At 71.8% G+C, this 22,721-nt stretch carries 22 protein-coding genes and 3 tRNA genes; 16 read left to right on the top strand and 9 right to left on the bottom strand.

Annotated features, from left to right (window positions below; translation table 11 throughout):
* Positions 1-49: 49 nt before the first annotated feature.
* Both AB0G15_RS20290 and AB0G15_RS20285 read right to left on the bottom strand, forming a co-directional pair.
* Positions 50-1,789: a carboxylesterase family protein gene (locus AB0G15_RS20290; RefSeq protein ID WP_362841773.1), complete on the bottom strand. Its 1,740-nt coding sequence runs from the start codon at positions 1,787-1,789 to the stop codon at positions 50-52.
* A gap of 264 nt (positions 1,790-2,053) precedes the next feature.
* Entirely contained in the window at positions 2,054-4,042 is a 1,989-nt protein-coding gene (locus AB0G15_RS20285) for a M3 family metallopeptidase (RefSeq protein ID WP_362841771.1), read from the bottom strand.
* 175 nt (positions 4,043-4,217) lie between these two features.
* Here AB0G15_RS20285 and AB0G15_RS20280 point away from each other — a divergent pair.
* The 4 genes from AB0G15_RS20280 to AB0G15_RS20265 all read left to right on the top strand — a co-directional run bounded on the left by AB0G15_RS20280 (position 4,218) and on the right by AB0G15_RS20265 (position 5,335).
* Positions 4,218-4,289, top strand: a tRNA-Gln gene (locus tag AB0G15_RS20280).
* A 62-nt stretch (positions 4,290-4,351) separates the two neighbouring features.
* Positions 4,352-4,427 (top strand) — tRNA-Glu (locus AB0G15_RS20275).
* Between the two features lie 13 nt (positions 4,428-4,440).
* Positions 4,441-4,513, top strand: a tRNA-Glu gene (locus AB0G15_RS20270).
* Between the two features lie 309 nt (positions 4,514-4,822).
* Complete coding sequence (locus tag AB0G15_RS20265; protein ID WP_362841769.1) at positions 4,823-5,335, top strand: PaaI family thioesterase; 513 nt, start codon at positions 4,823-4,825, stop codon at positions 5,333-5,335.
* Between the two features lie 169 nt (positions 5,336-5,504).
* Here the strand turns inward: AB0G15_RS20265 and AB0G15_RS20260 are convergent, their stop codons facing one another.
* Both AB0G15_RS20260 and AB0G15_RS20255 read right to left on the bottom strand, forming a co-directional pair.
* Entirely contained in the window at positions 5,505-7,244 is a 1,740-nt protein-coding gene (locus AB0G15_RS20260; RefSeq protein ID WP_362841767.1) for a hypothetical protein, read from the bottom strand.
* Between the two features lie 226 nt (positions 7,245-7,470).
* Positions 7,471-8,187, bottom strand: coding sequence for an IclR family transcriptional regulator (locus AB0G15_RS20255; protein ID WP_350949369.1), 717 nt, complete (start codon positions 8,185-8,187; stop codon positions 7,471-7,473).
* Positions 8,188-8,257: 70 nt separating this feature from the next.
* On the opposite strand from AB0G15_RS20255, the gene leuC reads away from it, so the two are divergent.
* The 4 genes from leuC to AB0G15_RS20235 all read left to right on the top strand — a co-directional run bounded on the left by leuC (position 8,258) and on the right by AB0G15_RS20235 (position 10,930).
* Positions 8,258-9,634, top strand: coding sequence for a 3-isopropylmalate dehydratase large subunit (gene leuC / locus AB0G15_RS20250; protein ID WP_362841765.1), 1,377 nt, complete (start codon positions 8,258-8,260; stop codon positions 9,632-9,634).
* Positions 9,635-9,646: 12 nt separating this feature from the next.
* A complete protein-coding gene (gene leuD / locus AB0G15_RS20245; RefSeq protein ID WP_362841763.1) occupies positions 9,647-10,234 on the top strand; it encodes a 3-isopropylmalate dehydratase small subunit in 588 nt (195 codons plus the stop codon).
* A complete protein-coding gene (locus AB0G15_RS20240; protein ID WP_362693667.1) occupies positions 10,213-10,467 on the top strand; it encodes a hypothetical protein in 255 nt (84 codons plus the stop codon). The genes leuD and AB0G15_RS20240 overlap by 22 nt, the downstream gene beginning before the upstream one ends.
* 163 nt (positions 10,468-10,630) lie before the next feature.
* Positions 10,631-10,930 carry an HU family DNA-binding protein gene (locus tag AB0G15_RS20235; RefSeq protein ID WP_329085236.1) on the top strand — a complete coding sequence of 100 codons (300 nt, stop codon included), beginning with the start codon at positions 10,631-10,633 and terminating at the stop codon, positions 10,928-10,930.
* Positions 10,931-11,083: 153 nt separating this feature from the next.
* Here AB0G15_RS20235 and AB0G15_RS20230 read toward each other — a convergent pair whose 3' ends face one another.
* Positions 11,084-11,287 carry a hypothetical protein gene (locus tag AB0G15_RS20230; protein WP_362693664.1) on the bottom strand — a complete coding sequence of 68 codons (204 nt, stop codon included), beginning with the start codon at positions 11,285-11,287 and terminating at the stop codon, positions 11,084-11,086.
* Between the two features lie 41 nt (positions 11,288-11,328).
* Positions 11,329-12,045 (bottom strand): 2-phospho-L-lactate guanylyltransferase, encoded by a 717-nt coding sequence (gene cofC, locus AB0G15_RS20225; protein ID WP_362841761.1) that lies wholly within the window; start codon positions 12,043-12,045, stop codon positions 11,329-11,331.
* 67 nt (positions 12,046-12,112) lie between these two features.
* Here cofC and AB0G15_RS20220 point away from each other — a divergent pair, with 67 nt between their 5' ends.
* The 4 genes from AB0G15_RS20220 to AB0G15_RS20205 all read left to right on the top strand — a co-directional run bounded on the left by AB0G15_RS20220 (position 12,113) and on the right by AB0G15_RS20205 (position 16,529).
* Positions 12,113-12,835 carry a lysophospholipid acyltransferase family protein gene (locus tag AB0G15_RS20220; RefSeq protein WP_362841759.1) on the top strand — a complete coding sequence of 241 codons (723 nt, stop codon included), beginning with the start codon at positions 12,113-12,115 and terminating at the stop codon, positions 12,833-12,835.
* 280 nt (positions 12,836-13,115) lie between these two features.
* Positions 13,116-14,126, top strand: coding sequence for an NAD(P)H-dependent glycerol-3-phosphate dehydrogenase (locus AB0G15_RS20215; protein ID WP_362841757.1), 1,011 nt, complete (start codon positions 13,116-13,118; stop codon positions 14,124-14,126).
* 28 nt (positions 14,127-14,154) lie between these two features.
* On the top strand, positions 14,155-15,369 hold the full coding sequence (locus tag AB0G15_RS20210; protein ID WP_362841755.1) for an aminotransferase class I/II-fold pyridoxal phosphate-dependent enzyme: 1,215 nt from the start codon (positions 14,155-14,157) through the stop codon (positions 15,367-15,369).
* A 50-nt stretch (positions 15,370-15,419) separates the two neighbouring features.
* Positions 15,420-16,529 carry a D-alanine--D-alanine ligase family protein gene (locus AB0G15_RS20205; RefSeq protein ID WP_362841753.1) on the top strand — a complete coding sequence of 370 codons (1,110 nt, stop codon included), beginning with the start codon at positions 15,420-15,422 and terminating at the stop codon, positions 16,527-16,529.
* Here AB0G15_RS20205 and AB0G15_RS20200 read toward each other — a convergent pair.
* Positions 16,512-16,958, bottom strand: a complete 447-nt coding sequence (locus AB0G15_RS20200) for a DUF3515 family protein (RefSeq protein WP_362841751.1) — start codon at positions 16,956-16,958, stop codon at positions 16,512-16,514. The genes AB0G15_RS20205 and AB0G15_RS20200 overlap by 18 nt on opposite strands.
* 98 nt (positions 16,959-17,056) lie before the next feature.
* The gene (locus AB0G15_RS20195; RefSeq protein ID WP_344749082.1) at positions 17,057-17,290 is read right to left on the bottom strand and encodes an Lrp/AsnC ligand binding domain-containing protein; all 234 of its coding nucleotides are present in this window, start codon (positions 17,288-17,290) and stop codon (positions 17,057-17,059) included.
* A gap of 51 nt (positions 17,291-17,341) precedes the next feature.
* Here AB0G15_RS20195 and AB0G15_RS20190 point away from each other — a divergent pair, with 51 nt between their 5' ends.
* The 3 genes from AB0G15_RS20190 to thiD all read left to right on the top strand — a co-directional run bounded on the left by AB0G15_RS20190 (position 17,342) and on the right by thiD (position 20,396).
* A complete protein-coding gene (locus AB0G15_RS20190) occupies positions 17,342-18,298 on the top strand; it encodes a thiamine-phosphate kinase (RefSeq protein ID WP_362841748.1) in 957 nt (318 codons plus the stop codon).
* 225 nt (positions 18,299-18,523) lie between these two features.
* A complete protein-coding gene (locus tag AB0G15_RS20185; protein ID WP_362841746.1) occupies positions 18,524-19,483 on the top strand; it encodes a hypothetical protein in 960 nt (319 codons plus the stop codon).
* Positions 19,484-19,586: 103 nt separating this feature from the next.
* Positions 19,587-20,396, top strand: a complete 810-nt coding sequence (gene thiD / locus AB0G15_RS20180) for a bifunctional hydroxymethylpyrimidine kinase/phosphomethylpyrimidine kinase (protein WP_362841743.1) — start codon at positions 19,587-19,589, stop codon at positions 20,394-20,396.
* Between the two features lie 205 nt (positions 20,397-20,601).
* Here the strand turns inward: thiD and rpmB are convergent, their stop codons facing one another.
* The gene (rpmB, locus tag AB0G15_RS20175) at positions 20,602-20,787 is read right to left on the bottom strand and encodes a 50S ribosomal protein L28 (protein ID WP_012894387.1); all 186 of its coding nucleotides are present in this window, start codon (positions 20,785-20,787) and stop codon (positions 20,602-20,604) included.
* Positions 20,788-21,097: 310 nt separating this feature from the next.
* Between rpmB and AB0G15_RS20170 the strand changes: the two genes are divergently transcribed.
* Positions 21,098-22,684 carry a DAK2 domain-containing protein gene (locus AB0G15_RS20170; RefSeq protein ID WP_362841740.1) on the top strand — a complete coding sequence of 529 codons (1,587 nt, stop codon included), beginning with the start codon at positions 21,098-21,100 and terminating at the stop codon, positions 22,682-22,684.
* Positions 22,685-22,721 lie beyond the last annotated feature (37 nt).

Here is a 22,721-nt window from a genome sequence, read left to right as displayed (position 1 = left end):
GCCGCCCCGGACCCGGGGCGGCCGACCGGGCCTGAGCGGTCTCCGTGCCCTATTCGGTCTTCGCCGCCTGCCCGGCTCCCGTCCCCCGCCCGGCGAGCTCGTCCCAGAAGGCGAGGTTGTGGGCCGAGGCGCGGTCGAAGGGCCTGATACCGCCCCTCCCCGGGGACAGCTCCTGCACGTACGGCGTGCCGCCGGCGGGGCGCACGCGCTTCCAGGCGGGCAGGCCCGGCCGGTTCGGGTCGCCGGTGGCGGCGAACCTCGCCCAGTAGTCGATCATCGTGTCCCCGAGCCGCCGCTGCGCGGGGGTGAGCGGTGCGGACTCCCAGCCGACCCCGAACAGGAACGACAGCTCGGAGCCGTGCGCGGCGAGCGGCCTGACCCCGTGGTCCAGCGGGAAGAGCGGGGGCGCCGTACGGTCGGTGAACTCGTAGGAGTAGGTCGGCACGTGCCGGGCGAGCAGCAGGTCGGTGTCGCGCGCAGACCACGCCCAGTCGAGATCGCTCATGATGGCCGCTATCGCCTGGAGGGGCGAGCCGTCGTGGGCGCTCAGCGGGTAGCGAGCCAGGACCTCGGGCCCCGCGGCGCCGAACTCGTCGTTGACCTCGCGCTCGTAGTCCTCCGCCGTCAGCGGCTCCTCGAAGAGCGCCGGAGCGAACAAGGTGCCCTCGTCCCGGGTGATGCCCGTCAGCACCGGCACCCGGTGGAAGCGGCCCTCCTGGAGCGCCTTCGCCGGATCCTCGGGCAGCACCGCGTTGCCGTACCCCGGCAGCGGGAGGGGGTCGTGGGCGAGCAGGTCGGCCACCGGCTTGTCGTACAGGCAGGCGAGCGCGGCCTCCGGGTCGGTGCACCCCACCAGGGTGGCGAAATACTGCCCGTAGCCCTCGTGGGAGGCCTTGGGCAGCCACAGGGGCACCTTCAGGATCGGCTTCAGCGGGGTGCCCTCGAAGCTCCCCGCCTGGCACGGGCTGCTCTGGGCGATCGCCCGGTGGAACAGCCCCGCCGCCGAGGGGGAGGTGAGCTGCGCGCACACCGAGTGCGACCCCGCGGACTCGCCGGCCAGGGTGACGTTGCGCGGGTCGCCGCCGAACGCCGCCGCGTTGCGCCGCACCCAGCGCAGCGCCGCCTGCTGGTCCTCGATCCCGAAGGCCCCGGAGTTCTCCAGCCCGGGATGGCCGAAGAATCCGAAGATCCCCAGCCGGTAGTTGACCTTCACCACCACGACGTCGCCCCGCTCGGCCAGCCTGCGGGCGTCGTAGTCGCTGCCCGCGCCCCTCATCAGGCCTCCGCCGTGCAGCCACACCATGACCGGCCTGGGACGGTTCCCGCCGCTGCGCGCGGGCCGCGAGGGCACGGTCACGTCGAGGTAGAGGCAGTCCTCCGCCTCACTCCCCGGCAGCCCCCACTCGTCGGCGGTCTGCGCGCACCGGCTGCCGGGCGCGCCGGCGTCGCGCACCCCCTGCCACGGGGCGACGGCCTGCGGCGACCGCCAGCGCAGCTCCCCGACCGGCGGCGCGGCGTACGGGATGCCCTGGAAGAGCCGGTGGCCGCCGGCCCGCACACCCTTCACCCACCCGGCGTCGGTACGCACCGTCACGTCCCCGCCGGTTCCGGCCGGAGAGGCGGAGGCGGTGGGGGAGGTGGGGGAGACCGCGCCGGGGGCGGCCTGGCGCGCGTCACGGCCTTCCCCCTGCCGTGCCTGTGCCGTCGCGGGGGCCGCCGTTCCCAGCAGCAGGGCTCCGGCCAGGCCGGCGACGAGCGCGGCGCCCGTCCTGTTCCATGGTCGTCTCATGGCGTCCACGATGCCTTCCGGCCGCCTCCCGGCGCATTGGATCTGCGTCCCCGGCCGGGGTGCGGGAAACCGCACCCCGGCGGTGTGCCGAGGCACACACCGGCCAGGCCGTGCCTTCGAGGGCCCTTCGAGGGCCCCTCGAAGCCCCCTCCCGGAACTCCTCGAGGATTTTTCGGAGAGCTCCGGTGAACGCGGCGTCGTACCAGGCGTCGTACGGGGCGTCGTACGCATGGAGAGGCCGCCCCGAAGGGCGGCTCCGGGCGGTCAGACCAGCAGGCCGCGGCGCTTCAGCAGGGGCTCGATGCGCGGGTCGCGCCCGCGGAAGTCGCGGAAGGCGTCCATCACGTCCCGCGAGCCGCCCACCGACAGCAGGGTGGAGCGGAAGTGGTCGCCGTTCCCGCGCCCGAGGCCGCCGTTCTCCTCGAACCAGTCGACGCTCTCGGCGTCGAGCACCTCGCTCCAGATGTACGAGTAGTAGCCGGCGCTGTAGCCGCCAACCCCGCTGAAGAAGATGTGCGCGAAGTAGTTGGTCCGGTAGCGGGGCCGGACCAGGTCGAAGGCGATCCCCGCGCGCTCCAGGGCGGCCTTCTCGAACGCCTCGGCGTCCGCGGCGGTCCTGACGGGATCGCCCGCCGCCAGCTTGTGCCAGGACCAGTCGAGCAGCGCCGCCGCGAGGTACTCGACGGTGGCGAAGCCCTGGTTGAACTTCTCGGCGGCCCTCATCTTCTCCAGGAGCTCCGCGGGCACGGGCTCGCCGGTCTCGTGATGCCTGGCGAAGTTGGCGAGGATCGACGGCCAGGTGGCCCACATCTCGTTGACCTGAGAGGGGTACTCCACGAAGTCGCGCGGCACCGCCGTCCCGGAGACCCGGGGGAAGCGCACGTCGGAGAACAGGCCGTGCAGGGCGTGGCCGAACTCGTGGAAGGCGGTGTTGACCTCGTCGAACGTGAGCAGCGTCGGCCCCTCGGCGGGCTTGGTGATGTTGAGGTTGTTCATCACCACGGGCCGCTCGTCGAACAGGTGAGACTGGTCGACCAGGTTGTTCATCCAGGCGCCGCCGCGCTTGGTGGGCCGGGCGTACGCGTCGAACAGGAACAGTCCGAGCGGCGAGCCGTCGGCGTCGAACACCTCGAAGACCCGCACGTCCGGGTGGTACCCGGCCAGGTCGTCCCGCTCGGAGAAGGTGACCCCGTACAGCTCGCCCGCCGCGTGGAAGACCCCGTCGCGCAGCACCCGGTCCAGTTCGAAGTACGGGCGCAGGTCGGCGCCGTCGAAGTCGTACCGGGCCTTGCGCACCCGCTCCGCGTAGAAGGACCAGTCCCACGGCTCGATGGGGAAACCGGCCTGCTCGCTCAGCGCCTCGGCCTCCCGGCGGGCGTTGGCCACCGCCGGGCCCACCAGCTTGCCGAGCATCTCCTCGACGGCGTCGGTGGTCTTGGCCGTCTGGTCGGCGACGGAGTACGCGGCGTGGCTGGGGTAGCCGAGCAGCGCCGCCCGCTCGGCGCGGAGCGTCGCCATCCTGGCCGCCAGCTCGAAGTTCTCCGGAGCCCGGCCCGTGGACAGCTCGTACAGCCTCCTGCGGGTCTCCCTGTCGGTCAGCTCCGCCAGGGCGGGCTGGTTGGTGTGGTTGAACAGCGCCAGGACGTACGAGCCGTCCTTCTCGATCGCCTTGATCGTGCTCTCGGGGAGCCCGTCCAGCAGCCTGACGTCCTCGACGACCAGCGCGGAGGCGGTGGAGGCCGCCAGCAGGTTCTGGGAGAAGGTCGTGGCGAGCCTGGTCAGCTCCTCGTTGAGCTCCCTGAGGCGTTCCTGGTCGGTCTCGGACAGGTCGGCCCCGGCCCTGACGAAGTCGACGCGGTATTTCTCCAGCAGCCACGCCTCGTCGGCGTCGTCGGTGGTCACCTGCTTGATCCGGGCGTACAGGGAGCGGTCCAGGCGGATCGCGTCGGCGTGCTGGGTCAGTTTGGGGGAGACCTGGGTCTCGATCTCCCGGATGCCGTCGGTCGCGTCGGAGGCGGAGACGCTGGAGAAAACGGTGACGGTCCGCTTGAGGATCCGCCCCGAGCGCTCCAGGGCCTCGATCGTGTTGGCGAACGTCGCGGGCTCCGGGTTGTCGATGATCTCCCGCACCTCACGCAGCTGGTCGGCCATGCCGCGCTCGAAGGCGGGAAGGTAGTGCTCCTCCCTGACCAGGGCGAACGGCGGCAGCCCGTAGGGCAGCTCGCTGGGGGTGAAGAACGGGTTGTCGGTCAAGGTGGGAACTCCTCACATGCGGCTGGATCTCTCCAGCAGCGTTACACAGGGGACCTTCGTGGCGGCAGCCCGGTGATACCGCGATTCGGCCGCCGGCAATCGTTTTGGTCTTGACCCCCAACCTGGGCTATTCTTTCGGAGTCGCCAGCGAGTCCCGCAAGGGGGTCCAGCGCGGTGGGGTATGGTGTAATTGGCAACACGGCTGATTCTGGTTCAGTTGTTCTAGGTTCGAGTCCTGGTACCCCAGCTGCATCTTCTCAGGAAGATGCCGCAGATTCGGTCCCCTCCGAATCTGATGACAGTGTGTAGGGTCCCGTCGTCTAGTGGCCCAGGACGCCGCCCTCTCAAGGCGGTAGCGCCGGTTCGAATCCGGTCGGGACTACCACTGTCTCTCGCAAGGCTCCGTCGTCTAGTGGCCTAGGACGCCGCCCTCTCAAGGCGGTAGCGCCGGTTCGAATCCGGTCGGGGCTACATCGCGAACCCCGGAAGCGATCGCTTCCGGGGTTTTCGCTTTTCCGGATTCCTCGAAATTCCCGCGCTCCCGTTCCGGATCCCTCCTCCTGTTCCCGCCCTCGCGTCTCCGTGCTCCCCGCCCTCGCGTCTCCGTGCTCCCCCCGGGCGGACCCGCTCCCCGCCCGGCCGGACGGACCCCGAGTGCGGACCGCGCTCCCCGCCCGGCTCACCTGAGTACGGATCGTCCTCCCCGGCGGCCAGGCGATCAAATACCGTGCAGGGTACGTGATCCGTATCCGGGTACGACCCCTCACGATGGTGGAGCCCATGTCGACGACCCCTCAGACCCAGCCGACGACCTCGCGGACCCACTCGTGGACGCCACCGGCGCTCCCCGCCGATCTGGCGGAACTGTCGGGCCTGGAGTTCCTGGAACGGCTGGTCGACGGCCGGATCCCGCCGCCGCCGATCGCGGGCACGCTCGGTTTCCGGATAACCCACGTCGAGCGCGGCCGGGCGGTCTTCGTGGGGGAGACCGGCGAGCACCTCTACAACCCGCTGGGAAGCGTGCACGGCGGCTATCTCGCCACCCTGCTCGACTCGGCCCTCGGGTGCGCGATCATGACAGAGCTGCCGCCCGGCAAGGCGTACACGACCGTCCAGCTCGGGGTGAACATGGTCCGGCCGGTCCACGCGAACACCGGGCCGCTGCGCTGCGAGGCCAGGACCCTGCACGTCGGCCGGACCGTCGCCACCTCGGAGGCGCGGATCGTGGGTGAGGGCAACGGCAAGCTGTACGCCCACGCCACCACGACCTGCGCCGTCTTCCCGCTGGGCTGATCCGCCCCCCGGCCGTTTCCTGGCGTCCCCAGGCCGTTTCCTGGCGTCCCCGGTCCTGGTGTCCCCCGGGCCGCCCTCGGCCGCCCCCGGTAGGCCCGGGGGACACCAGGACCGGGCTCCGGAGCCCGGACGGCTAGTGTCGCCCGGGCTACGGAGCGGGACCGGACGGCTAGTTCTGTCCCGAACGGGCCTTGAACAGGGCCCGCTTGGCGGCCTTGCCCACCTGCTTGTCGGGGTGGGCCTTGCCGATCGCCTCCAGCAGCTCCTCGAGGTGCGGGTGCGGCACCTTCCAGATCACCTCGAGCAGGCTGACCAGATTCGGCACGTTGCCGATGTCGTCGAGGCTGCTGACGAACTCCGGGCGGCCGAGGCCGGCGGAGATGGTCAGCATGTCGAGGATCAGCCAGTGGGTGTCGGCCTGGGTGGGCGTGGGAGCGTCCTCGACGCCCAGCTGGGCCAGGTGGGTGGCCGCGTACGGGCGCAGGGACGGCTCGTCGAGGGCCTCCCGCCACGCGGGCACGGCCACGTCGCCGAGCGAGCCGACCATGCTGGCCGCCTGGACCCGGATGAGCGCGTCCGCGTCGTCCTCGGCGGCGGCCTCCAGCAGGTCCCTGGCGGCCTGCTCGGGGGCGCGCAGCTCCATCCAGGCCGCGAACTCGGCGTCCGCCTCCTCCTCGGGAAGCTCGGCGCCGAAGGAGAGCAGGTCGAGGGCCGTCATCGCGTCGATGGCGGGCCGGGCGTCCAGCTCGATGTCGGCGTCGTCCGCGAGGTGGACCACGCCCTCCATGCCGAGCGGCGTCAGCCGCACCTGGTCGTGCTCGACCTCGACCATGCCGTATCCGGCCAGCCAGTCGAGCACGGGGTTGAGCGGGTCGCCGTACTGCGCGGTGGCGGCGGCCCAGGCCTCGGCGCCCAGGTCGTCGTACTCGGCGGCGGCCTCGGCCAGCTCGGTGCGGAGCTCGGCCAGCGGCTTCGAACCCGTGGCCAGCAGCACCCGGACCAGCAGCGCCCTGGTCAGCCCGGACAGGGCGATCGTGGCCTCCTCGTCCTCCAGCTCGGGGTCGCCGTAGTCGATGGATTGCAGGCCCGCCATCCACGCGTCGAGGGCGTCGTCGTCCTCCTCGAAGGGCCACTCCGCGGTGTCGGCGTCGACGCTGACGGTGTCCTCCCCCTCGGGCTGGAGGAAGTCGAGGTCGATCGCGAGGTTCCAGATGTTCCAGAGGGCGGGGACGGAGTCGGCCAGCGACGCGCCGTCCTTCTCGGGGACCGGAAGTCCCAGGACCGCCAGGGCCTCGACGATCTCGGTGTCGTCGAGCAGGCTCGTCTCGCCCACCCGGCGCTCGGACCCGACCCAGACCGCGAGGTCGCGGGCCTTGGCGATCAGGGTCGTCCCGCGGGTGGCCGCGGCCAGCTCGCTGTCCGGGCGGAGCCGGATCGTCGGCAGCTCGGAGAGCTCGTCGGCGAACGGCTCGAAGTCGCCGAGCCCCTCGGACTCCTCCTCGTCGTACTCCTCGTCCTCGTCGTCCTCGACGACGAGGTCCTCCATGGCGTCGACGAAGTCGTCCTCGAGGCGGTCGAGCTCGGCGAGCAGATCGTCCAGCGAGGCGGAGCCCTTGGCCAGGCGGTCGGACTCCGACAGGAAGGTCAGGTAGGCGCGGATCGCGGGCACCATGCCGTCTGCGGCGGCGTCGGGGTCCTCGACGACCTGTGGCATCCGATCGAGGAGCACCGTGCGCAGGTCGGACTGCTTCCACCGGCCGACGTCGTCGGAGGCGATCAGGCGGTGCCACAGTGCGACAGAGCCGACCAGATTGGAATCGCTGCCGGGTGCGTTCTCACGCGCCCAGAGGATGAAGTTTTGGAGCAGGGGACGCAGTTCAGCCGCGGCTGCCTCGATGCGATCTGTCACCTTCCCAGCCTAGGGGGCCGCAGGGGTGCTCGCCTCCTCATATCGCCCTCAGGTCGGCCGATGTCAACGGCGCGGCCCTTCGGCCAGGTGATCCGGCCGCCGAGGTCCGGTACCGCCGTCCGGCCCGGCGGTCCGCTCGTCACAGGCCGATGTGGTCCCCCGGCGCCGCGGTCCGCTCGCCGGCCGAGGAGCCGAGGACCGGCCCCGGCCGGTCCTCGGCCGGTCCTCAGTTGGCGCGGCGCATCGATTCGGTGATCCGCTCGGCGGCGGTGACCACGGGGGCGGCGTGGAGGCGGCCGGGGGTGCGGGTCAGGCGCTCGATCGGGCCGGAGACCGACACCGCGGCGACCACCTTGCCGCCCGCGCCCCTGATCGGCGCCGAGACACTGGCCACACCCTGCTCGCGCTCGCCGACGCTGTGCGCCCAGCCCCTGCGCCGCACGCTCGCCAGCGTGGCCGCGGTGAACTTGGCCCCGCGCAGGCCCCGGTGCAGGCGGTCGGGCTCCTCCCAGGCGAGCAGGATCTGCGCCGCGGAACCGGCGAGCATCGGCAGCGCCGAGCCGACCGGCACGGTGTCGCGCAGCCCGCTGGCGCGTTCGGCGGCGGCCACGCAGACCCGTTCGTCGCCCTGGCGACGGTAAAGTTGCGCGCTTTCCCCGGTCAGGTCCCTGAGCTGGGTGAGGATCGGGGAGGCGACGGCCAGCAGCCGGTCCTCACCGGCGGCCGTGGACAACTCGGACAGGCGTGGGCCCAGCACGAACCGGCCCTGTGTGTCGCGGGAGACGATCCGGTGATGTTCCAGCGCGACGGCCAGCCGATGGGCCGTGGGCCGTGCCAGGCCGGTGGCCTGAACGAGCTGTGCGAGGGACGCCGGGCCTGCTTCGAGGGCATTGAGCACGAGGACGGCCTTGTCGAGTACGCCGACTCCGCTAGAGTTGTCCATACACCGATACTGCCGTCTCGACATATGAGAAAGCAAGTGGGAGTGGGACAGCCGATCGCAAGGAGGCGACATGGGCCGCACGCTCGCGGAGAAGGTATGGGAGCAGCACGTCGTGCGACGTGCCGAAGGAGAGCCCGACCTGCTCTACATCGACCTGCACCTCATCCACGAGGTCACGAGCCCGCAGGCGTTCGACGGCCTGCGCCTGGCCAACAGGCCCATCCGGCGGCCCGAGCTCACCGTCGCCACCGAGGACCACAACGTCCCGACCGTACGCGGTCCCATCGCCGACCCGGTGTCGCGGGTGCAGGTAGAGACGCTGCGCAAGAACTGCGCGGAGTTCGGCGTCCGGCTGTATCCGATGGGCGACGCGGGCCAGGGCGTGGTCCACATCATCGGCCCGCAGTTCGGTCTCACCCAGCCCGGCATGACGATCGTGTGTGGTGATTCTCACACCTCCACCCACGGCGCCTTCGGCGGCATCGCGTTCGGTATCGGCACCTCCGAGGTCGAGCACGTGCTGGCCACCCAGACGCTGCCCGCCTACCGGCCGAAGACGATGGCCATCGAGGTCTCCGGCGAGCTGCCGCCCGGCGTCACGGCCAAGGACCTGATCCTGGCGATCATCGCCAAGATCGGTACCGGCGGCGGCCAGGGCTACATCGTCGAGTACCGCGGCGAGGCCATCCGCAAGCTCTCCATGGAGGGCAGGATGACCGTCTGCAACATGTCCATCGAGGCCGGCGCCCGCGCGGGCATGATCGCTCCGGACGAGACCACCTTCGAATACCTCAAGGGCCGCCCCCACGCGCCGTCCGGCGCCGACTGGGACGCCGCGGTCGCGTACTGGAAGTCGCTGGTGACCGACGAGGACGCCGTCTTCGACACCGTCGTGGAGATCGACGCCGCGACGCTCACCCCGTTCGTCACCTGGGGCACCAACCCTGGCCAGGGCGCCCCGCTGGGGACGTCCGTGCCGCGCCCCGAGGACACCGACGACCCGGCCGCCGCCGCCCGCGCCCTGGAGTACATGGGCCTGACCGCGGGCACCCCGCTCCGCGAGGTCCAGGTCGACACGGTCTTCGTGGGCTCCTGCACCAACGGGCGTCTGGAGGACCTGCGTGCCGTGGCCGACGTGCTGCGCGGGCGCCAGGTCGTCACGCGCACGCTGATCGTCCCCGGCTCGATGCTGGTCAAGCTCCAGGCCGAGCAGGAGGGGCTGCACGAGGTCTTCAGGAACGCGGGCGCCGAATGGCGCGAGGCGGGCTGTTCCATGTGCCTGGGCATGAACCCCGACACCCTCGCCCCCGGCGAGCGCAGCGCCTCGACCTCCAACCGCAACTTCGAGGGACGCCAGGGCAAGGGCGGCCGTACGCACCTCGTGTCCCCCCAGGTCGCCGCCGCGACCGCCGTCACCGGCAAACTCACCGCGCCCGCCGACCTGTAAGGAGTCCTCGCGATGGAAGCGTTCGTCACCCACACCGGCCGGGCCGTGCCGCTGCGCCGCAGCAACGTCGACACCGACCAGATCATCCCCGCCGTCTGGCTCAAGCAGGTCAGCCGGACCGGTTTCGAGAAGGGGCTCTTCTCCGCCTGGCGCGAGGACCCCGGCTTCGTCCTGAACAACCCCGCCCACGAGGGCGCCACGATCCTGCTCGCCGGACCCGACTTCGGCACCGGTTCCTCCCGCGAGCACGCGGTCTGGGCGCTGCAGCAGTACGGTTTCCGCGTCGTGATCGCGGCCCGCTTCGGGGATATCTTCCGTAATAACTCCACCAAGATGGGTCTGCTCCCGGTCGTCCTGCCGGGCGAGATCGTCGAGGCCCTGCAGACCGCGGTGGAGGCGGATCCCACGCTGGAGATCACCGTCGACCTGGGAGAACGCCAGGTCCGCTGGGGCGGCGAGGTCGCCGCGTTCGAGATCGACGACTACACGCGCTGGCGGCTCACGGAGGGCCTGGACGACATCGGGCTGACCCTGCGCAACGCCGACGCCATAGGGGCATACGAGAATGGTCGGCAGCCATGGCTGCCGACGACCGTCTGACGAGTTCAGAACACGAGCTGGCGTGGCGGTTGCGCGAGGCGCACCGCCGCGTCCGGTCCCTGCCCGTGCCCGACGAGGAGAAAAAACGTCTCGCGCGGCGCCTTCTGGCCATCTGCGATTTGGCCAAACGCGACCTCGAACACGCCGCCGGGCGTCTTGATTTGTTCCTTCTCAGCATTGATGTCGTGGTTTCAGATACGCCAAGCACTGGAAACATTGCGGAAGGTGATTGAGTCATACGGCTCCGTCCCCTAATTTCAAGCGGGCAAGGGGTTTCTCATCGTGATCGTTGATGAGAGATCTGTGATGAGACCCCTCGCCGTGACAAATCGGGTGAGACGGGTTTTCTGCCTCGTGACCCACTCCCGGACATCGGTAAGCAGGGGGAGCAACCTTATGAACAAAAAGGAACTCGTCGACGCCATCGCGGATCGGGTGGGCGACAAGAAGACGGCCACCGAGGCCGTGAACGCGGTGCTCGACGCCATCCAGACCGCCGTCGCGAATGGCGACAAGGTCTCGATCACGGGGTTCGGTGCTTTCGAGATGGTGCACAAGCCGGCCCGCACCGCCCGCAACCCCTCGACGGGGGCCGAGATTCGCGTCGCCGAGAGCTGGGGGCCGAAGTTCCGGCCGGGCTCCGACTTCAAGGAACTCGTCAACACCGGCGGCAAGAAGGCGTCCAAGAAGCGGTAGGCCTCGGGCACAGGCGCCCGGACTCCCACGACGGGAGGCCGGGCGTCCGGCTTTCCCGGCGTCCTCGCCCTGCGAGGCCGCTCACCCGAGGATTTACCCCGGGGGCGTGCCCGGCGCGGCCTGTCCGGCGCTGCCCATCCGGGAACGGGCGACCTATCCGGGAACGGGGAAGGTCGAGAGGGTGACGTAGGTGACGTCGTCGCCGTCCATGACGAGGTTGACCCGCTGGCCGGACCTGAGCAGCCGCAGCGGCCCCGCGTCGAAAGCCGCCGCCTCGAACGGGATCTCGGTCCCGTCGTCCAGGAAGACCGACCCCGACCGGGTCGCCGGGTCGAAGTTCCGCACCGTCGCCTGCACCCGCCCAGCCTAACTCCCGTCCCGCGCCCGCCGCCCTCGTCTCATCCGCGGTCCGTCTCCCGCGCGCCGTCCCCGTCCTCCGGGTCCCGCCCCCCGTCCGGGCCCGGCGCCGAGATCTTTCTCGCCATCGCCAGCGTGCGGGGGCCGACGCCGAGGGTCAGCGCCAGGCGCAGATCGTCAGGGGTGTCCACGTCGTGGCGGACCGACTCCACTCCCTCCACGCAGAGCTCCTTGGCGCCGCGCCGCAGGTGCCGGTCCCGGGACTCGCCGCCGAACCCCGGCGTGAACGGCACCCCCGGCCGTACGCCGTAGAAGGTCGTGCCGATCTCGGCGGCGTCGGGCAGGAACATCTGGCCGAACTCCGCGGCGGCGGTCAGCACGCGGGCCAGCTCCGCCGGGCGGAGGGCGGGGAGGTCGGCCTGGAGGGCGCCGACGGGGTCGCCGGGCGCCAGGCGCACCGCCTCGCGGGCGCCGTGCCGCAGGGCGGCGTTCAGCCCCTCCTCCGGGTCGCCGACCACGTGCGCGCCGACCTCGCCGAGAGCCTTCGCGGCCACCGGGTCGCCGGTCACCACGACCACCCGCGCGACGAGCGCGCAGCTCAGCGCCGCCTCGACGGTGTCGCAGGCGATCGCCACGGCCAGCGCGGCCCGGTGCGGGCCCGCCGCGGCCGACAGGCGGGTCTTGGCGGCGACCAGCGTCTTGACCGGGACGACGAGGGTCCAGCCGGAGCTCTCCGAAGCAGACATAGCCTTAAGCATCCCGCCTCGACATCCCCGGGAGCCAACCGGGAGACTTGGGGCGCATCCCGCTCATATGGAGGAACCCATGAGACGCCCCGGATGGCCTTCGCGATTCTGGGTGGCCTTCGCCGTCACGATCGTCAAGCCGATCTCGTGGCTCCTGGTCAAGAAGGACTGGCGTCGCAGCGACCGTCTGCCCAGGACGGGCGGGATCATCATGGTGACCAACCACCTGTCGTGGCTGGACCCCATCCTCGTCGCGCACTTCCTCTACAACCACGGCCGCTGGCCGGTGATCCTCGCCAAGTCGGGTCTCTTCTCGGTGCCGCTGGTCGGCCCCCTGGTGAGGGCGCTGCAGGCCATCCCGGTCTACCGGGGAAGCGCCGACGCGGCGCGCTCGCTGGAGGAGTCGCGGCGCCGGCTCGCCGCCGGGGCGTGCGTGATGTTCTACCCGGAGGGCACCTGCACCCGCGACCCGGGCTTCTGGCCGATGGAGGGCAAGACCGGCGCGGCCAGGCTCGCGCTGGCCACCGGCGCGACGGTGATCCCCGTCGCCCACTGGGGAGCCCAGGAGATCCTGCCGTACGGCGCCAGGAGGCCCCGCCTGCTGCCGCGCAAGACCTTCCGCGTGCAGACGGGACCGCCGGTCGACCTGTCGAAGTACGCGGGCCACGAGGGACAGCCGGTCTCGGCCGAGGTCCTGCGCGAGGCGACCGCCGACATCATGGCGGCCATCACGGCCCAGCTGGCCGAGATCCGCGGGGAGAAGGCACCCGAGACGCCTTTCAAGCGACCGTCGGACGACTGACTTCGGCGTACGGTGTTGACATCCTCCCCTCCCCGAAGGGAGGGGGTTCCCACGGTCGCCCGTGAGAGTTCCCGATTCACCACCGGTCGCCCGCCAGGAGAAATCCCTTGAGGTTCCACACCAGTCCCACAGGCGTCTCGCCTCTTCTCCGCCGGCCAGGCGGCGAGGAAGGCGCCGATCGCACCCGCGGGATCCCGGCCGCCGCCGTGGCCGGACGCGGCACCGCGCCGCGTTCCCTCCCCCGCCCGGAGGCGGGAATCCCCACGCCCGAGGAGAACCGATGACCAAGGCGGCCGTGTTCGGCACGGGCTCGTGGGGGACGACCTTCGGCATGATCCTCGCCGGGGCGGGCACCCGGACGACGCTGTGGGGACGCAAGCCGGAGGTCGTCGAGGCGATCGACCGGCGGCACGAGAACCCCGACTACCTGCCGGGCGCGGTGCTGCCCGAGACGCTGCGCGCCACCACCGACCCCGCCGAGGCCCTCGAAGGCGCCGACTTCGTGGTGCTCGCGGTGCCCTCCCAGACCCTGAGGGAGAACCTGACCCGCTGGAAGCCGCACCTGCCGCCCGAGGCGGTGCTGGTCAGCCTGATGAAGGGCATCGAGCTGGGCACCACCAAGCGGATGAGCGAGGTGATCTGCGAGGTCGCCGAGGTGCCCCAGGAACGGGTCGCGGTGGTGTCCGGCCCCAACCTGGCCGGCGAGATCGTCAGGGGCCAGCCGGCCGCCACCGTGGTCGCCTGCACGGACGAGCGGGCGATGGAGCGCCTCCAGGCGGCCTGCTACCTGCCGCCCTGGTTCCGCCCGTACACCAACCCCGACGTCATCGGGGTCGAGCTCGGCGGGGCCGTCAAGAACGTGATCGCCCTGGCGGTCGGCATCTCGGCGGGGATGGGACTCGGCGACAACGTCGGGGCGATGCTGATGACGCGCGGGCTGGCCGAGATCTCCCGGCTGGGCGCGGTGCTGGGCGCGGACCCGCACACCTTCGCGGGCCTCGCGGGGATGGGCGATCTTGTGGCGACCTGTATATCCCCATTGTCGCGGAACCGTACTTTCGGGGAGAATCTCGGGCGAGGTATGACGCTGAACGAGGTCATCGCCGCGACGAAACAGACCGCCGAGGGGGTCAAATCCTGCGAGTCGGTGCTCGAACTGGCCAGAAAGCACGACGTGGAGATGCCGATCACCGAGGTGGTGGTGGCCGTCGTCCACGACGCGATGCCCCCCAGCGAGGCCGGCGTGCTCCTGATGTCGAGGACTCCCAAGGCGGAACGATACGGCCTGTGAACGGACAGCGTGGTCGATGAACAGACGGATGCGTAGGCGCAAGGGCGAGAACACCCGGTCGGTGCACCTGCCCGCTCCCGAGACGCCCAGGCAGCCCCCTCTCGGCCTTCCCGTGTGGCGCAGTTCCGCGTGGGGCTTCGGCGACTCGGCCGAGTACTCCGAGACGTTCGACGAGAAGGGCTCCGGCTACGCCTACGGCCGGATCGACAACCCCACCACCGCCGCCTTCGCCGCGGCGGTGGCCTCCCTGGAGGGCGCAGCGGCGCCCGAGGACGTGGCGGGGCAGGCGTTCGCCTCGGGGATGGCCGCCGTCAACGCCGTCCTGATGACGTTCCTGCGCGCGGGCGCGCACATCGTGGCCCCCACCCCGCTGTACGGCGGGACCCACTCGCTGATCACGAACGTGCTGGCCAGGTTCGGGGTCGGCGCCGACTTCGTCGGCTACGGCGAGCTGGCCAGGGTGCAGGCGGCGATCAAGCCCAACACGAAGATCATCTACGCGGAGACGTTGTCCGACCCCACCATGGCCGTCTCCGACATCCGGGGCCTCTACCGGATCGCCCGCGCCGCGGGGGCGCTGCTGGTGGTCGACTCGACCTTCGCCACCCCGATCGTGTGCCGCCCCCTCGAACACGGCGCCGACCTGGTGATCCACTCCGCGACCAAGTATCTCGGCGGTCACGACGACTGCGCCGGGGGCGTGGCGGTCGGCCGTCCCGACCTGATCGCCCAGCTGCGCGAGGTCAGGATCGACACCGGGGGCACCCTCTCTCCCGACGACGCGTTCCTGCTCCGCCGGGGGCTGGAGACCCTGCCGCTGCGGGTCCGCCGGATGTGCTCCACCGCGATGGTCTTCGCCGCCGCCGTGGCCAAGCACCCCGCCGTACGCCGGGTCGACTACCCCGGGCTGCCGGGACACCCCGGCCACCAGCTCGCCAGGCACCTGTTCGACTCCGGTCCCGAGGGCACGAGGTACGGCGCCTGCGTGACGATCACCCCGCGCGGCGGCCACGACGCGGGAGCGGCCCTGGCCGACGCGCTCAAGCTCGTCTCGATCGCCACCTCCGCCGGAGGAACCCGCACCAAGGCCGCGCACGTGGCCTCGGCCGTCCACCGGCGGCCCGGGGACGAATCGGGGATCGACGCGGCGGCGGTCAGGTTCTCCATCGGGCTGGAGGACGCCGAGGATCTCATCATGGACGTCACCCAGGCCCTCGACTCACTACCCGCATCGGGTAGGTAGGCGCGTCTAACAGCCGGATTGCCCCCTAACAGGGGGTACATTCGGTCATCATGAGTGAGCAGCACGAACCTCTACCGAGGGTCGCCGTCGTCTTCGGCGGTCGCAATTCCGAGCACGCCGTCTCCATTCTCGGGGCGGGAAGCGTGCTGGAGGCCATCGACAGATCCAAGTACGAGGTGATCCCCATCGGGATCGCCACGGACGGCCGGTGGGTGCTCGCCTCGGGGGAGCAACGCTACGAGATCGAGAGCGGTGAACTGCCCGCCGTCGACGCGGCCGGCGCGTCGCTGGCGCTGGCCTCCGGTGGCGGCTCGCTGGTGGCGTACGACCCCGGCAGCATCCCCGTCGAGCTCGGCCAGGTCGACGTCGTCTTCCCCGTGATGCACGGCCCCTTCGCCGAGGACGGCACGATCCAGGGACTGCTGGAGATGGCCGGCGTCCGCTACGTCGGCTCCGGGGTGCTGGCCAGCTCGGTCGGCATGGACAAGGCGTACATGAAGCTGGTCCTCGCCGCCGCCGGCCTGCCCGTCGGCCCGTACGTCGTGATCCGCGACCGCGACTGGCGGACCGACCGCGGCCGGGTCCTCAAGGAGGTCCAGGAGCTCGGCTGGCCGGTCTTCGTCAAGCCCGCGCGCGCCGGGTCCAGCCAGGGCATCTCCAAGGCCGCCACCCTGGAGGAGCTGGAGCGGGCCATCGAGTTCGCCCGCGAGCACGACCCCAAGGTGCTGGTCGAGGCCGCCGTCACGGGCCGCGAGATCGAGTGCGCGGTGCTGGAGTCGCCGGGCGACGAGGCGCCCAGGGCCAGCCTGCCCGGTGAGGTGCTGGTCCACGGCGACCACGAGTTCTTCGACTTCGAGGCCAAGTACATCGGCAGCGACATGTCCCTGTCCGTGCCCGCCGACATCCCCCAGGAGACGGCCGAGGAGCTGCGGGCGATGGCCGTCCGCGCCTTCGAGGCGCTGGGCTGCGAGGGCCTGTCACGGGTCGACTTCTTCTACACCCCCGACGGCCGGCTGATCGTCAACGAGATCAACACCATGCCGGGTTTCACCGCGATGTCGGTGGCGCCACAGCTGTGGGCCGCCACCGGGGTGCCCTACGCCGAGCTGGTCGACCGGCTGATCCAGCTCGCGCTCGGACGCTCACCCGGTCTGCGGTAGGGCGCTCTTGATGGGGGCCGCGAGAGCGACCAGCACGTTCTGCGGGATGTGCTCCCGCGCGATCGTCACCTCGACGTAGGCCTCTCTGCCGATCGCGGTGAACAGCGTCGGCCTGGCCGGGTCGGCGTACCACGCCACCCCGTCGATCTCGGGCACCTGGTCGGTCGGCGACATCGTCACCGGTCGCGGCACCCCGCAGCGCAGGGCGATGCGGGCCTCCCCCCACACGGCGACGTAGGGGGAGGCGGGAGTGGACTCCGTCCGGTCGGCGCCGTCGAGTCTCCCCGGGAGCCGCTCGGCGAGCGTCCGGCACGCGGCGGCGGCGGGCCCCTCGGGGACCGGCGGCTCGACCCGGACGGCGCCGCCGCACCCCACCAGGATCAGCAGGGCGCAGGCGCACCCCGACAGGCGGGCGAACCGCAGTGACATGTCACGTTCCAGACGATCGGATACGGGTTCGAGGACCCGCGTGTGAGCCCGGGCACGACCTCACACGCGGACCCGGACGCGGGCTCAGAGAGGTGTGCTCAGATGTGGACGATGGGGCACGTCAGCGTACGCGTGATCCCCTCCACGCCCTGGATCTGCGCCACCACGAGCTTGCCCAGCTCGTCGACGTTGCGGGCCTCGGCGCGCACGATCACGTCGTACGGTCCCGTGACGTCCTCGGCCTGTGTGACACCCGAGATGCCGGAGATCGCCGAAGCCACGTTCGCGGCCTTGCCGACCTCGGTCTGGATGAGGATATAGGCCTGCACCATAACGACCTCCCGGGCGATTGGATCAGTGCCGAAGGGCCACCGTACCCTGTGATGAACAGGAGGTGTGTCATCACAGTCGGAGATCTCGGCGAATTCGGGGTTGTTGCACGTATTGCCGGACGTTTGCCACAAGGTAGGACCGTATTGCTCGGCCCCGGGGACGACGCCGCGGTGGTGAGCGCTCCCGACGGGCGGGTCGTCGTGACGACTGACCTGTTGATTGAGGGTAGGCACTTCCGGCGCGATTGGTCCAGTGGCTACGACATCGGCCGCAAGGCCGCGGCGCAGAACCTCTCCGACGTCGCGGCCATGGGGGCGGACCCCACCGGCATCGTGGTCGGCCTCGGGATGCCCGCCGACGCCACCACCGGCTGGCTGGACGACCTCACCGACGGCTTCCGCGACGAGTGCGACCTCGTCGGCGCCAGCGTGGCGGGCGGCGACATCACCCGCTGCGACCTCGTCGTGATCTCCGTCACCGCCCTGGGCGACCTGGGCGGCCGGGCGCCCGTCACGCGTTCGGGAGCCCGCCCGGGCGACGTGGTCGCCGTCTCGGGCCGTCTCGGGCACGCCGCCGCCGGTCTCGCGCTCCTCCGCGCGGGCCTGCCCGGGCCGGTGGAGCTGATCGACGCCCACCGCCGCCCGTGCCCTCCCTACGCGCGCGGACCGGAGGCCGCCGGGCTCGGCGCGACGGCCATGCTCGACGTGAGCGACGGCCTGCTGCAGGACCTCGGCCACGTGGCCGAGGCGTCCGGGGTCGCGCTCGTCCTCGGCCCGGAGGCGTTCACCCTCCCGCCGGCGATGCGGGAGGCCGCCCGGCTGCTCGGCGCCGATCCGCTGGAGTGGGTGTTCTCCGGCGGCGACGACCACGCGCTCGCCGCGACCTTCCCGGCCCACGTACGGCTCCCGGAGGGCTGGAGCGTGGCGGGTCACGTCGTCGAGGGGGAAGGCGTGCAGGTCAAGGGCCTTTCGCTCGAACGTGGAGGCTGGGACCACTTCCGAGAGTGATCCTTACCACTTCCTGCGACATCTGTGAAAATTGCGACAAACGTTTACCTAACTGGTATGAAGATGGGCGGTCGAGATTCCCTTCGAGAAAGGGGCCATATGGGCCGCCACGGTGGAACCGGGGAAGAGGCTTCCCCGAACCGGGGTAAACGCGAGCCGGAGTTCGCTCCGGAACCAGGTCGGGGGGACGAGCCGATCGGGCGCCGGCTCCGTCCCGAGGAGTCGGTGACCACCGAGACCCGGACGGGTTTCCTGGGGTCGGGATGGAGCTCGGAGTCCGAGCTGTCCGACCCGTCCAAGGAGTCCACCCCGTTCGACCCGTGGCCCGAGGACGGGGAGCGGCCCGGCGGGCGGATCAGGAAGACGGTGCTGATCGTCGCCGCGGTGGCCGCGGTGCTCGGCGGGACCGTGATCGGCGTCCGGGCCCTGGCCGGCTCCGGGAGCCCCGCCGGCTGCCCGCCCGCCGGTTGCGTCGCGGCGGCGTCGAACCAGCCGGTGCCGGAGACCGACACCGCCGACGAGCCCGTGGCGGAGGAGCCCCCGCAGGAGCCGGCGCCGGACGACGAGCCCTCGAAGACGGGCGACGAGACGCCGCGGCCGGGTGACAAGAGGACGAGGCCCACCCCGGTCCCCGACCGCACCTCCACCCGCGGTGGAGGCGAGGGCACCTCGACCCCCCGGCCCACACCGACGCGGAAGGCCACCCGCGCGCCGGTGGACACCGACGAGTCGCCGTCTTCCGAGGAGTCCGCCGACGAGCCCAGCTCCACCCCTGAGCCCCTCATCGTCAGTGAGCGGACGCCGGCTCCCGATCCGCCCCCGAGCAGCAGCGCCGGGCCCGACCCGGTGCCCAGCGAGACGGCCTCCAGCGCGGCCCCGCTCGCCGGGGGCGCCGCGATCACGGTCGGCGCGGACATCGTGCAGGAGAGGTCGCGCACCTACACCGTCGAGCTCGTGGTCGCCGCGAACGAGAGCGTCGAGTACCTCCAGGTGAGCGTGCCGGTCCGCGGGGAGGTCACCTCGGTGAGCGGAGCCGACTGGGAGCAGGCCGGCGACAGCCTGCTGATCGAGTCGCCGGAGGGCCTGGGGGTCGATGAGGAACTCGTCGTCACCTTCACCGCGAGCGGTGACGCGGAGATCCCGCAGAGCTGCCGGAGCGACCAGGGAGAATGCGCCGTCGCCTGACCCGGTGGCCGTTTCGGTCCACGGGAGCGGGGCGGGCGGCCCGGCGCCCGGGGACGGCGGGAAGCCGGGGGAGCGCTTCGCGGGCCGGAGCGGGGCTGGTTGGATGGGGAACATGACCGTTTCGACCCCCCCTCGCGTGCTGACCGTCGCCGGCTCCGACTCCGGAGGCGGCGCGGGAGTCCAGGCCGACCTGAAGACCATGCTCGCCCTCGGCGTACACGGCATGAGTGTGATCGCCGCGGTGACCGCCCAGAACTCGGTCGGCGTGCAGGGTTACTGGGAGCTTCCCCCGGAGGCGGTACGGGCCCAGCTCGACTCGGTGCTCGGTGACATCGGGGCCCAGGCGGTCAAGACCGGCATGCTCGCCTCACCGGTACTGGTGGAGACGGTGGCCGAGGTCCTGGCGGGGCTGGACGTGCCCGTCGTGGTCGATCCCGTCGGGGTCTCCAAGCACGGCGACGCGCTTCTCGCCCCCGAGGCGGTGGAGACGGTGAAGACGCGCCTGCTGCCCACCGCCACGGTGGTCACCCCCAACCTGTGGGAGGTCCTGCAGCTCACCGGGGTGAAGGTCGAGGACGAGCCCGACCTGCGCCGGGCCGCCGACGCGATCCTGGAACTCGGGCCCGCGTGGGCGCTCGTCAAGGGAGGCCACCTGCCGGGTGCCCCGGTCGACCTGCTGACCGACGGCACGCGCGAGTTCCGTTTCACCGCGGAACGCCACGACAACCGGCACACCCACGGCACGGGCTGCACCCTGGCCTCCGCGATCGCCTCCCACCTCGCCCTCGGGGAGGACGTCCCGCCCGCCGTGGAGAAGGCGAAGGCGTACGTCACCGGCGCGATCGCGCACGGTTTCCCCCTGGGGGCGGGCATCGGCCCCGTCGACCACGCCTGGCGCCTGCGCGCCTCCTGAGCCGCGTTTTTCGAACGGGGCTCTCCTCAGCGGTGTCTCCAGAGCTCTCCAGAACCCTTCTCCGGAGCTCTCCAGAACCCTTCTCCGGAGCCGTTTCTCCGGAGCCGTTTCTCCGGAGCCTGTCTCCGGAGAAGGGCGGCGACCCTCGGGAACGGCGAAGCCCGCCGCCCCATCGCGTGGGACGGCGGGCTTCGCGGAGGTCTGGCTAGCGGGTGACCTTGCCGGCCTTGATGCAGGAGGTGCACACGTTCAGCCGCTTCGGCGTGCCGTTCACCACTGCGCGCACGGGCTGGATGTTCGGGTTCCAGCGGCGGCGGGTGCGGCGGTGCGAGTGGGAGACGTTGTTGCCGAAGGTCGGCTTCTTAGCGCAAACGTCGCAGACGGAAGCCACGGTTCGCTCCTTTAATCAGTCGAGAGGCTCGATCCGCCGCACTGGCGGCGGTCATCGGGCACGCCGGGACGACCGGCTGGCCACACGAGGATATCCGATGTCCGGCCCTGCACGCGAACGCGAGCCGCCGTGAACGGTCGAACGGGGATAATCTCCGGAGGCAACCGTAGCGCATCCCGGGACACGCCACGGCGGGTCTCTCCGGAGAGTCGTGTGGGGGAGCGAGGCCGGAGATCGACCGGGAGACGCCCGGAGGCCGGTGAGGGCGTCCGGCGGGCGCGAGCAGGAGCCGGGGAGCAGGAGGGCAGGAATGCTGCAGGTTCTCGATCCGCTCGCGGTGCGCAGATGGTCGCGGCTGGCCGCCGAGACGCTGGGAAGGGCACGCGAGGAGATCGACGCGCTCAACGTCTTCCCCGTGCCCGACGGCGACACCGGCACCAACCTGCACCTGACCATGCTCTCCGCCGCCGAGGCGCTCGACGGGCTGCCCGACGACGCCGGGGCCGAGGCAACCTGGAGGGCGTTCGCGCAGGGGGCGCTGCTCGGTGCCCGCGGCAACTCGGGAGTGATCGTCAGCCAGGCGCTGCGCGGCCTCGCCGAGGTGCTCAGGGAGGCCGAGGGGCGCGGCGCCGACCTCGGGCGGGGCCTGGTCAGAGCCGCTGAGCTGGCCCGCGCCGCGGTGTCCCGGCCGGTCGAGGGCACGATCCTGAGCGTCCTGGCGGCCGTGGCCGCGGCGGTCCGCGACGGGCGGGAGGATCTCGCCTCGGTCGCGAGGCGGGCGGCGGGGGAGGCGCGCTCCGCGCTCCGCCGCACCACGGGGCAACTCGACGTGCTGGCCCGCGGCGGGGTGGTCGACGCGGGCGGGGCGGGCCTGACGATCATCCTGGAGAGCCTCGCCGCCGTCGTCACCGACTCCTACACCGGCCGGGTGGACATCCCCGCCCCGGCACACCGGATCGTCCCGGAGACCCCCCTGGAGGCCCGGGAGAGCGGAGAGGGACCCGGCTACGAGGTCATGTACCTGCTGGACGCCGATGAGGAGCAGGTCGCCGCGCTGCGCGGGGAGCTCGACGCGCTCGGCGACTCGCTGGTGGTGGTGGGGGGCGACGGCCTGTGGAACGTCCACGTCCACGTGGACGACGCGGGCGCGGCGATCGAGGCGGCGATGAGACGGGGCCGCCCTCACCGGATCAAGGTGACGTACCTGGTCGCCTCGGGCAGGACCCACCCGGTCGCGCGGGGGCGGGGTGTGGTGGCCGTGGCCGCGGGGCCCGCGCTGGCGGCGGTGTTCGAGGAGGCGGGAGCCGTGGTCGTCCGGCGCGAGCCCGGCTCCAGTCCCCCGCTGGCGGCGGTGCTCGCCGCCGTCCGCGAGGCCGGGTCCGAGGTCGTGGTCCTGCCCAACGACAGCGACACGCGCGAGGTCGCGGCCGCCGCCGCGGAGATCGCGAGGGAGGAGGGCCTGGTGGTCGGCGTCCTCCCGACCAGGGCCTCGGTGCAGGGCCTGTCGGCGCTGGCCGTCCACGACCCGCTGCGCCGCTTCGACGACGACGTGGTGGCCATGACCGAGGCCGCCGCGCACACCCGCCACGGGCACGTGTGGGTGGCCGACCGCGAGGTCATGACGAGCGCGGGCCTGACCGCCCCAGGCGACGTCCTGGGGGTGGTCGACGGCGACGCCGCGCTGATCGGCACGGATCTGACGGCGACCGCGCTGGAGGTCGTACGCCGCATGGTCTCCTCCAGCAGCGAGCTGGTGACCCTCCTGGAGGGCGCGGACGCCCCCGATGGGCTCGCGCGCGCCGTACAGGACCACCTGGCCGGGACCAGGCCGGACGTCGAGGTGGTCACGTACGAGGGCGGGCAGGGCGGCTACCCGCTGCTGATCGGCGTGGAGTGAGCCGGCGCCGGACGGCCGGGCAGGCCGTGGCTGGTGA

The organism is Streptosporangium sp. NPDC023825 (assembly GCF_040639575.1).
Classification (GTDB): Bacteria; Actinomycetota; Actinomycetes; order Streptosporangiales; family Streptosporangiaceae; genus Streptosporangium.
The sequence above is the reverse complement of the archived record's forward strand: the minus strand, read 5'-3'. Positions and strand labels throughout refer to the sequence as shown.

Coding starts and splice junctions, on each gene's coding strand:
- AB0G15_RS20205 (WP_362841753.1), top strand. CDS start 15,420: ATGAGTGAGCAGCACGAACCTCTACCGAGGGTCGCCGTCGTCTTCGGC.
- AB0G15_RS20240 (WP_362693667.1), top strand. CDS start 10,213: ATGGCTGCCGACGACCGTCTGACGAGTTCAGAACACGAGCTGGCGTGG.
- thiD (WP_362841743.1), top strand. CDS start 19,587: ATGGGGAACATGACCGTTTCGACCCCCCCTCGCGTGCTGACCGTCGCC.
- AB0G15_RS20265 (WP_362841769.1), top strand. CDS start 4,823: ATGTCGACGACCCCTCAGACCCAGCCGACGACCTCGCGGACCCACTCG.
- AB0G15_RS20290 (WP_362841773.1), bottom strand. CDS start 1,789: ATGAGACGACCATGGAACAGGACGGGCGCCGCGCTCGTCGCCGGCCTG.
- AB0G15_RS20235 (WP_329085236.1), top strand. CDS start 10,631: ATGAACAAAAAGGAACTCGTCGACGCCATCGCGGATCGGGTGGGCGAC.
- leuD (WP_362841763.1), top strand. CDS start 9,647: ATGGAAGCGTTCGTCACCCACACCGGCCGGGCCGTGCCGCTGCGCCGC.
- cofC (WP_362841761.1), bottom strand. CDS start 12,045: ATGCTTAAGGCTATGTCTGCTTCGGAGAGCTCCGGCTGGACCCTCGTC.
- AB0G15_RS20170 (WP_362841740.1), top strand. CDS start 21,098: ATGCTGCAGGTTCTCGATCCGCTCGCGGTGCGCAGATGGTCGCGGCTG.
- AB0G15_RS20195 (WP_344749082.1), bottom strand. CDS start 17,290: ATGGTGCAGGCCTATATCCTCATCCAGACCGAGGTCGGCAAGGCCGCG.
- AB0G15_RS20210 (WP_362841755.1), top strand. CDS start 14,155: ATGCGTAGGCGCAAGGGCGAGAACACCCGGTCGGTGCACCTGCCCGCT.
- AB0G15_RS20215 (WP_362841757.1), top strand. CDS start 13,116: ATGACCAAGGCGGCCGTGTTCGGCACGGGCTCGTGGGGGACGACCTTC.
- AB0G15_RS20255 (WP_350949369.1), bottom strand. CDS start 8,187: ATGGACAACTCTAGCGGAGTCGGCGTACTCGACAAGGCCGTCCTCGTG.
- AB0G15_RS20190 (WP_362841748.1), top strand. CDS start 17,342: ATGAACAGGAGGTGTGTCATCACAGTCGGAGATCTCGGCGAATTCGGG.
- leuC (WP_362841765.1), top strand. CDS start 8,258: ATGGGCCGCACGCTCGCGGAGAAGGTATGGGAGCAGCACGTCGTGCGA.
- AB0G15_RS20220 (WP_362841759.1), top strand. CDS start 12,113: ATGAGACGCCCCGGATGGCCTTCGCGATTCTGGGTGGCCTTCGCCGTC.
- AB0G15_RS20200 (WP_362841751.1), bottom strand. CDS start 16,958: ATGTCACTGCGGTTCGCCCGCCTGTCGGGGTGCGCCTGCGCCCTGCTG.